Here is a 12,569-nt window from a genome sequence, read left to right as displayed (position 1 = left end):
GTTAAAAATGGAATTTCTAGGAAAGAAATTTATTCAACTGATTTCACTTTTTATAGGCCCGATTATTTTCCTGACAATCGTTTTAGGGATTTCTGGAATGGGCAACCTAAAAAAAGTAGGACGAATTGGCGTAAAAGCATTAACCTATTTCGAAATAGTTTCGACCGTTGCTCTAGCAATAGGAGTTGCTGTGGCGTATTTATTTAAACCTGGAAAAATTGATAAATCGAGTCTGACTTTTGGCGATGCGAGCCAATATACAAAAGGAGCTTCAGAACATTTTTCGTGGTTGGAATTTTTCTTATCCAATTTTACGCTTCAGGTTTTGTTGGCAGCGATTGTCTGCGGAATTGCTTTGAACTTTTATAAGAAACGAGAACAGACTATTTTGGTTTTAGAGCGTTTTTCTAAGGTTGTTTTCTTTGGCTTAAAATACGTGATGTATCTAGCGCCAATTGGTGCATTTGGCGGCATGGCATATACAATTGGGAAATTTGGTTTGGCAACATTAATTCCGTTAGGAAAACTGATGTTGTGCGTTTATTTGACAATGGCTCTTTTTGTTTTCTTGATTTTAGGAAGTATCTTGAAATATTATAAAATCAGTATTTTATCTGTTTTAAAATACATCAAAGAAGAACTTTTGCTCGTTCTCGGGACTTCATCTTCTGAGGCTGCTCTGCCCAGTATCATGGTAAAATTGGAAAAAATGGGATGCAGTAAATCGGTTGTGGGATTGGTAATTCCGACCGGATATTCTTTTAATCTCGACGGAACTTCGATTTATCTTTCGATGTCGGTGCTTTTTATAGCCCAGTTGTATGATGTGCATTTGAGTTTTTTTGAAATACTCACCGTTATCGGAATCCTGATGATTACTTCTAAAGGCGCAGCGGGAGTAACCGGAAGCGGTTTTATTGTTTTGGCGTCGACTTTAACAGCCTTACATAAAATTCCGGTTGAAGGTCTAGCATTTTTATTGGGTGTCGACAAATTTATGAGCGAAGCTAGAGCGATAACTAATTTAATAGGAAATACAGTCGCAACCATCATAATATCCAAAACAGAAAGAGATTTTACAGAACTTGATTTAAATAATTCTGAAGAATAAATTTGATTGTATTTTAGTTTTTCCAGCAGATTTAGCAGATGTATTAGATTTCGTATCTGCCAAATCTGCTAAATCTGTGAGAGAAAAAACTTTATATCTTAGTGCCTTTGCAGTAGAAAGAAAAACTAAGATTCGTCTTTTGTAGTTCGAACCAGGCTGATTCCCGACATGAAAAAGACAATTCCTAATATTCCGTATATGATAAGTGATTTGATATCTCTGGTTTCTCCAGATGTGCCGGCAAAAATAACGGCGGTATAGATAAGGCCGACAATTCCGAGGATTGTCAATAAGCCTCCAAAAAAGCGTTTTAGATTCATGACTTTTAGTTTTAAAATTACTCAAATTTATAATCAATTTATTTCTAATGTATTATAGAATTGATTCCTAAAATTATATTTTTTGCACTCCTTTTTTTTAAAATTTTTTTTGCAAGAAATGTTTTGCGTATCGCTAAAACGCTATTTTTGCCACAAACAATTTGATTCTTACATTGCGAAAAATTATTTTACTTTTTGTTTTTCTATTTACTACAGTTAATAGTAACGCTCAAGAACGACGACCGTTTGTAGGATTAGGAGGTTTTTTGCATTTGTATTCTTTTGAAAAAGATTTGCAATCGTCGCCCGCAATGAGCTTTTCTGCAGGTGCAGAATATAAACTTTTCGATTTTTTGCTTCCAGAAGTAGAAGCCAATTATATGTTCGGAAAGTTTAAAAACAATGTTTATTCTAATACAGCAGATAATCCCGATAAAACTTTTTCTACCGTAAACTTTAGTTTTACGCCTAAAATTGCACTAGGCGAACAGAGTGAAAGTGCATACCTGCAGATTATGCCAAAATATACTTTTTCGTTAGTTAATGCGACAGAAAAAATAAATACAACTGGGCAATTGGGTTCTCGCACAACAGAAAGAAGCACATCAATGTCTCAGCATAATTTTGGAATCGGAATCGGAATTGTTCTTAATTTTAACACTTGGTATTCCAATGCGATGGCATTTAATCTATGTTATAATTCGATTCGGGTTTCTCAAGCTTTTGACAAATTAAATCCAAGCAGCGAACCAACTGACAATCTTGGTGTTTACGGAATAGAAATTAAATATTACTTTGGTGTAAAAAGACTTAAGTAGACTTTATTCTAAATTCTAAACCAATATTACGAGTAGTTTCGATACTGATTTTTGGATCAGAATTGAAATATTTTCTAAGTCTGCTGATAAAAACATCCATGCTTCGTCCCGAAAAATAATCGTCTTTTTTCCAGACAGACATAAGAATCTGATCTTTTTTTAATAACTGATTATGATTAAGATACAAATACTCAATAAGAGCAGCTTCTTTTTCTGTAAGCTGTTGTGTATGATTTTTATGATGGAGAGTCAAACGCTCATTGTCAAAAATATACGAACCGATTTCAATGATATTGTTTCCGTTTAAGATTCTCTTTTGTTCAATTCTTTTTAAGATATTCTGAAGTCTCAAAATCAGTTCGTCGGCTTCAAATGGTTTTATGATGTAATCGTCGGCGCCAAGTTTGAGACCGATGATTTTATCTTCTTTTAGTTTTCTTGCGGTGAGAAAAACAAATGGAATTTCGGGATTGATTTTGATTACTTTTTCTGCCAAAGAAAATCCGTCGAGTTTTGGCATCATTACATCAAAAACACAAATATCAAAAGTTTGATCTTTGAATAATTCCAAGGCTTTTTCTCCATTTTCCGCCCAGATTACCTCATACTGATGCAGTTCTAGATATTGTTTTAGTATCGTAGCAAAATCAAAATCGTCTTCGGCTAATAGTAATCTTTTCAAAATCTTCTAATTAAACGTTTAATACAATAGTAAATGCAGCGCCTTTTCCTAAATCGCTTATTACAGCAATAGAACCTTGATGTGCCTTAATAATTTGATTTACATAATACAACCCTAAACCAAGTCCTTTGGTATTGTGAAGATTGCCTTGTTCTACACGATAAAATTTTTCGAAAAGCAAAGCTTGTTTGTTTTTTGCAATTCCGATTCCGTTATCCTCTATGCTTACAGAAAACTGATTCTGATGCAGTCTGGTTTTAATGGTAATTTTATCTGAACCGTATTTCACAGCATTTTCCAATACATTTAAAAGCGCAGTGGTGAGATGAAACTGATCTAATGTCAAAGACGTATTTTGAGTTCCAAAATCTGTCTCAATTGCAATATTGGGATACGCGACCTTAAAATCTTCTATAATCTGCGACAAGAAAGTTGTGGCATTGACTTTTTCTTTGTGCAATTCGATTTGGTTTTCGGCAAGGGAGTTTGCCATAACCTGATCGATTAAACTCTGTAAACGACTGTTTTGGCGCGAAATAGTCTTGACAACAGCATTGAAATTCTCTTCGTTTTCACGAATGTCTTTTCGCTCTAGGATTTTAGTAGAAATCCCTAAAGTCGTCAAAGGTGTTTTGAGTTCGTGCGTAATATTGTTGATGAAATCGGTTTTGACTTCATTTACTTTTTTCTGTTTGATAAGCGCTTTGATTGCAATTACAAAAAGGCTAATTAAAGTCAGTATTGACAATAAGGACAGGATAAGAATAAATGTCATTCGCCTTAAAATAATCATCTCCCAATCGACAACCGAAACGTACATAGAATCTTCTGTCAATAATCTATAATCTTGTCCGGCCAGCTTTGCATTGGTTGTCCCGACATAATTGCGAACTAAAAATGCCTGGTTCAACGAAGAAAGATTGCCGTATAATTTGTTTTGAATAAAGGGTTTTTCAGAAAAAATAGTATCTGACTGCTGTGCGTTTTTATATAAAATGAATTTATTGAGCACAATCGCAAAATCGATTTTCAGGTTTGGGAGTTCGCGTTCAAATTTCAGTTTGATTTTTTGGGTAACGTCATTACGAAATTGATTCTCGACAATACTTTTTCGAATTTGAGATTTGTCCTTGTTTTCTTTTAAATAGGTTTCAGACAATTTTTTATAAAGCGCTTCTTTACGGGAAATAAAAACCGAATCGATATCGCTATAATTATTGGTGATTGAAGCAATTTCGTTTTTGATTTCGGTATGAAACTGTGCCACTTTGTATTCATAAGCCGTTTTTACCAAATAACATTGTACTGTCATCAACACAATTAGTGCGATTACAGAAAACGAGATTAATAAATTGATTCTTTGCTTCATTAATTATAGATGTTTTTTTCTCGCAAATTTAGCAGTCAAAAATTTGCTAAATCTATGCGAGATTCTAAGCCATTTTAATTCATAAAATTCTTGTGTAAATTTTGTACTTCAAAAATAAAGCTTTTCAAACACAAAAATCAGATTAACTCCCGATTAACCTTCAATTAACTTTCAAACAGCCGTTTCTGTTTCATTTTTGCGTACGCTATTAAAACATCTAAAAATGAAGATCTATCTGTTGAAAATTTTAATTATTGTTTACACATTTTTATTTTCCTTAATCGGAAATGCACAAAACGAAACTCCACGAGACAGTATTTCAAACAAACTGCAGGAAGTTGTGATTAAGCAGGACAAAAAAATATTTACTAATACTAACGGAAATATAAAGGTTGATGTTGCGAATTCTGTTTACAGCGCAATCCCGAATCCGTTAGATTTGCTGGCGAAACTGCCTTTAGTACAGATAAGTTCTGATCGCGAAAATATTACACTCGTAGGAAAAGGAAATCCGCTAATTTATATTGACAATCAAAAAGCAGAAATGAACGATTTGAATGCTTTATCAGTTGCAGACATTAAAACAATCGAAATCATTCAGAACCCCTCTTCAAAATATGAAGCGGCTGGTCGTGCAGTTATCTTGATTACAAGAAAATTGAGTAAAAAAGATAGTTTTAGAACCGAGATTTCCGAAGTGGCTTCGTTTAGAAAGAACTACAATAATTTTTTAGGTTTCAATTCGAACTTTAAAAAGAATAAATTAGAATTTAAAACCAATTTCAATTACAATCGCTTGAATCCTTGGGAAAGTCACGGCATTGATTATGAAATTCCACAAGCTTCTATTGTTTCCAATTATAATGTTTTTGCTGCTACCAAAAGGCATAAATATGTTTTCGGAGCGGGATTGTTTTATAAAATAAACGAAGACGATTATTTTTCATTCAATGTAAATGGTAGACTTCAAGACGATACTTTTCCGATTACGACATCTACCTATAATAAAACTAAGGAAGATGAAAACGATGTTTTGACATCAATTGACAATTCCAGTAAAAAGAATTTTGTGAATTCTTTTCTGAATTATTCAAAAAAAATAAAAGCTATAGACACAAAGTTGTTTGCTGGTTTTCAGTATTCTAATCTGAATCAGTATTTGTGGAGTTTGGTTGCAAACAATTTTAACCAAACCGAATTTCAATTAGCACAAAACCGTAATCAGAAATTTAATGTCGATGTTTTTTCAGGCAGAGCCGATTTAGAAAAGAAGTTTAAAAACGAAATGAATTGGGAATATGGAGGGTTGTTTTCGCAGGCGGTTTCTAAATCAGACGCTTCTATTTTTGATTATCATGAAAATCAAAACGGACTGATGCAGTATCATTTTAAAGAAAAAAACACAGCTTTTTACACGCAGCTTTCAGGAAAGATAAAAAAGATTGATTTTTCTGTTGGACTGCGACTAGAAAATACTTCTGTTATCGGCAGATTTCAGTACGATGCAACACCTTCTGTTGATCGAAATTATACCAACCTATTTCCGAAAGCACAGTTTACATTTCCTGTTGACAGTACCAAAAATGTTAGTTTAAATTATGCCAAGTATATTGTACGCCCAAATTACTCTTCTCTAAACAAAATTTCAACTTATATAAATCCTTATTTTGTGTACGGAAACAGCATAAACCTGGGGCCTGCTTTTGTAAACGAAATCTCGAGCACTTTTCAATATCATGACAAAACGGTTAAACTGAGTTGCTATCAGGTTAAAAATCCGATGTATTCTAGTTTTATCTTTGATGCAAAAACCAATATTTTGACTATTTCTGAAGTTAATTTTAATCGAGAAAGCGGAATTAGTCTTGATTTTGAACTTCCTTTCAAATATAAATTCTGGACTACAGCAAACTCATTGGTCTTTTTTGCAGAAAAAGTAGAAGATAAGGCAGCCGTTTTTATGGCTTCGAAACCATACATTTATTATTATTCCAACAACGAATTTGATTTAACCAATGGCTATCGTTTTGTATTAGGCTGGTGGGGAGCAACAAAACAATACAAGGGAATTTACCAACACGGCGCAAATTTTATAATGGATATGTCTTTGGCCAAGACATTTAAAAATTGGAATTGCACTTTGAGCTTTAACGATATTTTTAGAAGTACAATTTATAAGGAAGAATTGGCAATAAACGATGTCAATTCAAAGTCAGAATACTTGGTAGATGCGCGAGAATTTTCGATTGCCGTTCGTTATACGTTTGGAAAAATAAAAGAAAGTGAATTCAAAGAAAAGAAAGTCGATGAAAATGAAAACAGAATCAAATAAGATTTAAACTCTAACCCGTTGGGTTAATTAAAAAATAAAAGCATTTTAACACATAGAGGCATAGTTTTTTGTGCCGAAAAAAGAAAATGGAAGAAACAAGTTTCCACACATACCTAAACTATGTGCATTTAGACTAGTGAAACGCCTTTTTTAAGTTTAGTTAAACTATGTTTCTATGTGTTGAAAATAATTTCACCAACGAGTTTAAACTCTAAAACTTTAAAATCCCAAATTCCATCCCGAGCTTCGGGAAAATTGGAGTTTGGGATTTTAAAATTTGAGAATTAATATAGATTAACCTTCGTCTTCTTCAGAATCTTTCTTTGAAATATCATGCGGTAATTCTTCATCGTCATCGGTAGAGTTCAGTTCAAAGAAACTAAAATACGAACCGCCGTAACTTCTTTGAAAAGAAAAATTACTCATATGTTCAAGTTTGGTGTATTTAGAATGTTCGATAATCATCATCCCGTCGTCTTCTAGCAATTCTCTTTCAAAAACCGTTAAAACGATTTTTTCAAAAGTAGCTTGATCAAGTCCGTACGGAGGATCAGCAAAAATAATATCGTAAGTTGTTTTGCAGTTGTCTAGAAATTTAAAAACGTCGCTTTTAGTTGCCGCAATATCAAAATCAAATTCTGATGAAACCTGTTTGATGAATTTTACGCACCCGAAATCACCATCAACGCAAGTTATTGGCGCGCTGCCGCGAGAAGCAAATTCGTAGCTGATATTGCCGGTTCCAGAAAATAAATCCAAAACCTTTAAGCTGTCAAAGTTAAAATGGTTGTTCAAAACATTAAACAATGCTTCTTTGCTCATATCAGTCGTTGGTCTAACAGGCAAGTTTTTTGGCGGAAAAATGCGGCGCCCTTTGTATTTTCCTGAAATAATTCTCATGATTGAAATAAGATATAATGTTTTTGATTTTGAGCGGTTGTAAAACTGTTTCTTTCCTGCAATGCACTGACATCCATAAACGAAATATGACGGATGTATTTGTAAGCAATCGCATAGAATGGGTCATTTTCTGTAATTGTTCCTAATAATTCAAGCTGGAAACTTTCGGGATTCAGGCTCAATTGTTCTGCTGTAAACAAGATATAATAAATAAAATCTTCAGGATTATGGTATTCAAAAGAATTAAATAACAGCAACTTTTGATTCTGCACGACAATAATTTCAAAATTTCCGGGATTGAAATTAACAACCATTTTTTTATCATCATTATTTCGCGAATTGTCCAGAATTTTTTCGACCAAAATGCTATTGGCATGTTTATAGTCAAAAGATCCCACGTTGTCAATCAGGAAATTATTTATGTTGATATACGGAATATAAACCGAATTCATCTGATAATTTGCAATATAATCAAAGGTAAAAAAGTCGGTCTCGAATACTTTGGTGGTATATTGGAGATAACTTCCTAGATAATTTTCGTCAAATAATGCAGCAGGTACAAAAGTTGAAAGATTATTGCTGTGAATCACCATTACTTCGTCATAAGTGTCTTTTAATTGAGGATGATTTTTAAATGCCTGAGCATACAAATCTTCTATTTTTGTTGTTTTGTTTGAAGTGTCAAACAGAACTTCTCTAAAAGTGGTTATGATATTATTTAAAGTATCAAAACAGCAGAATGTAAATCCTGTCAGTGAAACCTGAATAGAAAGCTTTTTGTAATTTTTTGAAGTAATGTTAGTATTGTGTAATGACATAGTTGATTTACAATTCGTTACCTGTTTTAAATCAAGAAAGAATTTTAGGCGTCACAAACTTACAAATTAAAAAGGAACAATAATAATTGCAATTTCAAAAAACAATTCTGAAGTAAAGTTAGGAAGACGTTACATTACCAATAATTTTTATGAACCATATAAGGAATGTGAGTCAATTTAAGTTGTTTGTTTTTAAATGAACTTATATTACTTATATGGTTTGATTTTATTTTTGCTATTTACATTCTAATTGTTCTTCTCATTAAAAAAAGCGAACTTTGTATTTCAAATTTTCCTTATGAATTCAGCACTTTTTTACGGTATTTTACAAAAAAGATTTCCTTTTCCACCGACTTACAAACAGGATATCTTTTTTCAAAAAATCGCCATTTTTTTAACCGAACCACAAAATGACACTATTTTCGTTTTAAAGGGATATGCGGGAACAGGAAAAACTACCGTTATTTCGACCATTGTAAATAATTTAAGCGAAATCAATAAAAAGTATGTATTGCTGGCGCCAACAGGACGTGCGGCTAAGGTAATTGCCAATTATTCGAACAATCCCGCTTTTACTATTCATAAAAAAATATATTTTCCCAAAAAATCTTCTGGTGGCGGAATAGCTTTTACAAAACAAGCAAACAAACATAAAAACACCATTTTTATTGTCGATGAGGCTTCGATGATTTCAGACAGTACTTTAGACAGCGGTTCCCTTTTAGATGATTTGATTAATTATGTGTATTCTGGGCAAAACTGCAAAATGATTCTTTTGGGAGATACGGCTCAGCTTCCGCCTGTCAACTTAGATGTTAGTCCGGCTTTAGATATTGAAACTTTGGGTTTTCATTACAGCAAAGAAATTGAGCATATCGAACTCGACGAAGTTATGCGTCAGGAAGAAAGTTCAGGGATTTTATACAATGCTACTGAACTGCGTGAATTGCTGAAAGAGAGTTTTTTGACCGAATTCAGATTCAATGTCAAGAAGTTTAAGGATATTGTTCGTTTAACAGACGGTTATGATATTCAGGATGCAATCAATATGGCCTACAGTAATTACAGTATCGAAGATACGGCTTTTATCGTACGTTCAAACAAAAGAGCGAATCAGTACAACGAACAGATTAGAAGCCGAATTTTGTTTAAGGAAAGTGAACTTTCGGTAGGTGATTTTTTGATGGTAGTAAAGAATAATTATTTCTGGCTGAAAGAAACCGATGAGGCCGGATTTATTGCCAACGGAGATATTATTGAAGTCCTAGAGCTTTTCGGAATTAAAGAATTATACGGATTTACATTTGCCAAAGTAAAAATTAGAATGGTCGATTATCCTGATCAAAAACCTTTTGAAACGGTTTTGATTTTGGATACGCTGAAGAGTGAATCGCCTTCTTTGACATATGAAGAATCAAATCGTTTGTACGAAGAAGTGATGAAGGATTATGAAGACGAACCAACGAAATATAAAAGATTTCAAAAGGTAAAAGATAATGAATATTTCAACGGACTTCAGGTTAAATTTTCCTATGCCATAACGTGCCATAAATCGCAGGGAGGCCAGTGGAATACAGTTTTTATCGAACAACCGTATTTGCCAGACGGAATAGATCGAGACTACATCAGATGGCTTTATACCGCAATGACACGAGCCAAAAATAAGTTATATTTGATAGGCTTTAAAGACGATAGTTTCGAAGAGTAAACTTTAGTTACAGATTATAAGGATTTTCACAGATTTATTCATTTTTAAATTGATTAATCAGTTTAAGTCGCAAAATCTCCAAGAGAAATTTAAACGCAGCTAAAAAATCTTTTAATCCTTTTTAATCTGTGGCAAGAAAAACTTTTATAAAATGACAACACTAAACGACTTACATTCGATTTCTTCAACGTTTTCGAATACCGATAAAATGCCGGTTTTGTTTTTAGGACATGGAAGCCCGATGAATGCCATAGAAGAAAATCAGTTTGTGGCTGGCTTTCGTGATTTGGCGAAAACGCTACCGCAGCCAAATGCCATTTTGTGTATTTCGGCGCATTGGTTTACAAACGGAACAAAAGTGACATCAATGCAAATGCCGAGAACAATTCATGATTTTGGAGGTTTTCCGCAAGCGCTTTTTGATGTACAATATCCTGCAAAAGGAAGTCCGGAATTGGCTGTTGAAACGAAAAAGATTTTAGATCCTGTTGCGGTCGAACTAGACGAGCATTGGGGACTGGATCACGGAGCTTGGAGCGTAATCAAACATTTGTATCTAAATGCTGATGTTCCTGTAATTCAGCTCAGTATAGATTATACAAAATCGGGCCAATATCATTTTGAACTCGCTCAGAAACTGCAAGCACTTCGTTACAAAGGAGTTTTGATTATCGGAAGCGGAAATATTGTGCACAATTTGAGATTGGTCGATTTCAGAAATTTTGATAAAGACAATTACGGTTACGACTGGGCAATAGAGGCGCGACAAACGGTAAATGATTATTTGTTGAATGGTGATTTTCAGCCGTTGATTAATTTTGAAAAATTAAGTAAAGCGGTTCAATTGGCAGTGCCAACGCCAGAACATTATCTTCCGTTGTTGTATACTTTGGGCTTAAAAGATAAAACAGACGATTTAACTTTGTTTAATGATAAATTGCTCGCGGGTTCGTTGAGTATGACTTCGGTAAAAATTATGTAATTGTAAATCGTAAAATCAATAAAATCAAAGTATTGACAAGAATGTCGTAAAAATGCCGTAAATAAACCGTTATAAAATCGAACATTTCAAAAGTAGTTTTGCGCAAACAATAAATCAAAATTGATTATGAACGAAATTGGAAAAAAAATTAAAGAAGTAAGAAAGAAAAAAGGCATGTCTCAAGAAGAATTGGCTGAATTCTCTAAAGTGAATTTAAGAACAATTCAAAGAATTGAAAACGACGAAAGCGAACCACGCGGAAAAACTCTAAACCTCATTTGCGAAGTATTGGATCTAAATGCGGAGGATATTTTAGATTATGGAAAACAAGAAGATCAAAATTACTTAGTAATATTTCACCTTTCGGTGCTGGCGTTTTTAGTCATTCCGATTGGAAACATTGTTTTGCCTTTGATATTATGGTTGACAAAAAAAGATAAAATAATCGGCTTAAAAGAAACGGGAGCGAACCTTCTTAATTTTCAAATAATTTGGACATTCTTTGCTTTCATTTCGATAATAATTTATTCTTTATCTAAAATAATGCACTTCGATGAAAATCATATTTCGGTGTATGTTTTTATCGCGTTGTATATTCTGAATATAATTTTAGCGGTGGTCTCTGCAATAAAAACAAAGTACGACAAAACACAGCAATTCTATCCAAAACTCATAAAATTGATATCTTAAAAAATATATTTTAGAAAGCTCTTTCTGAATAGTATATTTGTTAGGATTTAAAATTGAACTATAAAATGAAAATAATAGCGGTTATTCCGGCACGATACGCATCAACAAGATTTCCTGCAAAATTGATGCAGGATCTGGGAGGCAAAACAATAATTTTAAGAACCTACGAAGCAGCGGTCTCGACAAAACTCTTCGATGATGTGTTTGTAGTAACCGATTCTGATTTGATTTTTGATGAAATCGTTTCAAATGGCGGAAAAGCAATTATGAGCATCAAAGAACATGAATCGGGCAGCGACCGAATTGCCGAAGCTGTTGCTGATCTGGATGTTGATATCGTGGTAAATGTGCAAGGAGACGAACCTTTTACAGAAGCTGGACCGCTAGAACAGGTTTTGTCGGTATTTAAAAATGACCCCGAAAAGAAAATTGATTTGGCTTCGCTCATGCGTGAAATCACAAATGAAGATGAAATCAATAATCCGAATAATGTGAAAGTTGTCGTAAATCAGTCGCAATTTGCGTTGTATTTTTCGCGTTCTGTAATTCCGTATCCAAGAGAGAAAAATGTCGGAGTGAGATATTTTCAGCACATCGGTATTTATGCCTTTAGAAAAGAAGCTTTGTTGGATTTTTACAGCCTTCCGATGAAAACTTTGGAAGCTTCTGAAAAGTTAGAGCAATTACGATATCTAGAGTTTGGAAAACGCATCAAAATGGTAGAAACAAACCATGTCGGAATTGGAATCGATACCGTTGAAGATTTAGAGCGAGCTAGAGCGATGTTGAAAGATCTTTAATTAATAATTGTTAATTGTGTAATCAATATTCACAATCTT

General features: G+C 33.5%; 12 protein-coding genes. 7 read left to right on the top strand and 5 right to left on the bottom strand.

Annotation, left to right across the window (positions count from 1 at the left end; translation table 11 throughout):
• Positions 1-7 precede the first annotated feature (7 nt).
• The gene (locus E0W73_RS09100; protein WP_449404039.1) at positions 8-1,111 is read left to right on the top strand and encodes a cation:dicarboxylate symporter family transporter; all 1,104 of its coding nucleotides are present in this window, start codon (positions 8-10) and stop codon (positions 1,109-1,111) included.
• 125 nt (positions 1,112-1,236) lie between these two features.
• Here E0W73_RS09100 and E0W73_RS09095 read toward each other — a convergent pair whose 3' ends face one another.
• Positions 1,237-1,431, bottom strand: coding sequence for a hypothetical protein (locus tag E0W73_RS09095; protein ID WP_008467912.1), 195 nt, complete (start codon positions 1,429-1,431; stop codon positions 1,237-1,239).
• Positions 1,432-1,604: 173 nt separating this feature from the next.
• Between E0W73_RS09095 and E0W73_RS09090 the strand changes: the two genes are divergently transcribed.
• Positions 1,605-2,249, top strand: a complete 645-nt coding sequence (locus E0W73_RS09090; protein ID WP_135221769.1) for a hypothetical protein — start codon at positions 1,605-1,607, stop codon at positions 2,247-2,249.
• On the opposite strand, the gene E0W73_RS09085 is transcribed toward E0W73_RS09090, so the two are convergent.
• Together E0W73_RS09085 and E0W73_RS09080 are read right to left on the bottom strand one after the other, a co-directional pair.
• Positions 2,242-2,931 carry a response regulator transcription factor gene (locus E0W73_RS09085; protein ID WP_135221768.1) on the bottom strand — a complete coding sequence of 230 codons (690 nt, stop codon included), beginning with the start codon at positions 2,929-2,931 and terminating at the stop codon, positions 2,242-2,244. The two genes, E0W73_RS09090 and E0W73_RS09085, sit on opposite strands and share 8 nt — an antisense overlap.
• A 10-nt stretch (positions 2,932-2,941) precedes the next feature.
• Positions 2,942-4,300: a sensor histidine kinase gene (locus tag E0W73_RS09080; protein WP_135221767.1), complete on the bottom strand. Its 1,359-nt coding sequence runs from the start codon at positions 4,298-4,300 to the stop codon at positions 2,942-2,944.
• 223 nt (positions 4,301-4,523) lie between these two features.
• On the opposite strand from E0W73_RS09080, the gene E0W73_RS09075 reads away from it, so the two are divergent.
• Entirely contained in the window at positions 4,524-6,632 is a 2,109-nt protein-coding gene (locus E0W73_RS09075) for an outer membrane beta-barrel protein (RefSeq protein WP_135221766.1), read from the top strand.
• Positions 6,633-6,926: 294 nt separating this feature from the next.
• On the opposite strand, the gene E0W73_RS09070 is transcribed toward E0W73_RS09075, so the two are convergent.
• Together E0W73_RS09070 and E0W73_RS09065 are read right to left on the bottom strand one after the other, a co-directional pair.
• Positions 6,927-7,532, bottom strand: a complete 606-nt coding sequence (locus tag E0W73_RS09070; protein ID WP_135221765.1) for an RsmD family RNA methyltransferase — start codon at positions 7,530-7,532, stop codon at positions 6,927-6,929.
• A complete protein-coding gene (locus E0W73_RS09065) occupies positions 7,529-8,350 on the bottom strand; it encodes a DUF3822 family protein (RefSeq protein WP_135221764.1) in 822 nt (273 codons plus the stop codon). The genes E0W73_RS09070 and E0W73_RS09065 overlap by 4 nt, the downstream gene beginning before the upstream one ends.
• 298 nt (positions 8,351-8,648) lie before the next feature.
• Here E0W73_RS09065 and E0W73_RS09060 point away from each other — a divergent pair, with 298 nt between their 5' ends.
• The 4 genes from E0W73_RS09060 to kdsB all read left to right on the top strand — a co-directional run bounded on the left by E0W73_RS09060 (position 8,649) and on the right by kdsB (position 12,530).
• A complete protein-coding gene (locus E0W73_RS09060) occupies positions 8,649-10,058 on the top strand; it encodes an ATP-dependent DNA helicase (RefSeq protein ID WP_135221763.1) in 1,410 nt (469 codons plus the stop codon).
• Between the two features lie 151 nt (positions 10,059-10,209).
• The gene (ygiD, locus tag E0W73_RS09055; protein ID WP_135221762.1) at positions 10,210-11,040 is read left to right on the top strand and encodes a 4,5-DOPA-extradiol-dioxygenase; all 831 of its coding nucleotides are present in this window, start codon (positions 10,210-10,212) and stop codon (positions 11,038-11,040) included.
• Between the two features lie 126 nt (positions 11,041-11,166).
• Positions 11,167-11,730 carry a helix-turn-helix domain-containing protein gene (locus E0W73_RS09050; protein WP_135221761.1) on the top strand — a complete coding sequence of 188 codons (564 nt, stop codon included), beginning with the start codon at positions 11,167-11,169 and terminating at the stop codon, positions 11,728-11,730.
• A gap of 65 nt (positions 11,731-11,795) precedes the next feature.
• Positions 11,796-12,530, top strand: a complete 735-nt coding sequence (gene kdsB, locus E0W73_RS09045; RefSeq protein WP_135221760.1) for a 3-deoxy-manno-octulosonate cytidylyltransferase — start codon at positions 11,796-11,798, stop codon at positions 12,528-12,530.
• The last annotated feature ends 39 nt before the right edge of the window (positions 12,531-12,569 follow it).

It is taken from the genome of Flavobacterium foetidum (genome assembly GCF_004634245.1).
GTDB classification, from domain to species: domain Bacteria; phylum Bacteroidota; class Bacteroidia; order Flavobacteriales; family Flavobacteriaceae; genus Flavobacterium; species Flavobacterium foetidum.
The sequence above is the reverse complement of the archived record's forward strand: the minus strand, read 5'-3'. Positions and strand labels throughout refer to the sequence as shown.

Coding starts and splice junctions, on each gene's coding strand:
- E0W73_RS09100 (WP_449404039.1), top strand. CDS start 8: ATGGAATTTCTAGGAAAGAAATTTATTCAACTGATTTCACTTTTTATA.
- E0W73_RS09095 (WP_008467912.1), bottom strand. CDS start 1,431: ATGAATCTAAAACGCTTTTTTGGAGGCTTATTGACAATCCTCGGAATT.
- E0W73_RS09080 (WP_135221767.1), bottom strand. CDS start 4,300: ATGAAGCAAAGAATCAATTTATTAATCTCGTTTTCTGTAATCGCACTA.
- E0W73_RS09075 (WP_135221766.1), top strand. CDS start 4,524: ATGAAGATCTATCTGTTGAAAATTTTAATTATTGTTTACACATTTTTA.
- E0W73_RS09070 (WP_135221765.1), bottom strand. CDS start 7,532: ATGAGAATTATTTCAGGAAAATACAAAGGGCGCCGCATTTTTCCGCCA.
- E0W73_RS09065 (WP_135221764.1), bottom strand. CDS start 8,350: ATGTCATTACACAATACTAACATTACTTCAAAAAATTACAAAAAGCTT.
- E0W73_RS09060 (WP_135221763.1), top strand. CDS start 8,649: ATGAATTCAGCACTTTTTTACGGTATTTTACAAAAAAGATTTCCTTTT.
- ygiD (WP_135221762.1), top strand. CDS start 10,210: ATGACAACACTAAACGACTTACATTCGATTTCTTCAACGTTTTCGAAT.
- E0W73_RS09050 (WP_135221761.1), top strand. CDS start 11,167: ATGAACGAAATTGGAAAAAAAATTAAAGAAGTAAGAAAGAAAAAAGGC.
- kdsB (WP_135221760.1), top strand. CDS start 11,796: ATGAAAATAATAGCGGTTATTCCGGCACGATACGCATCAACAAGATTT.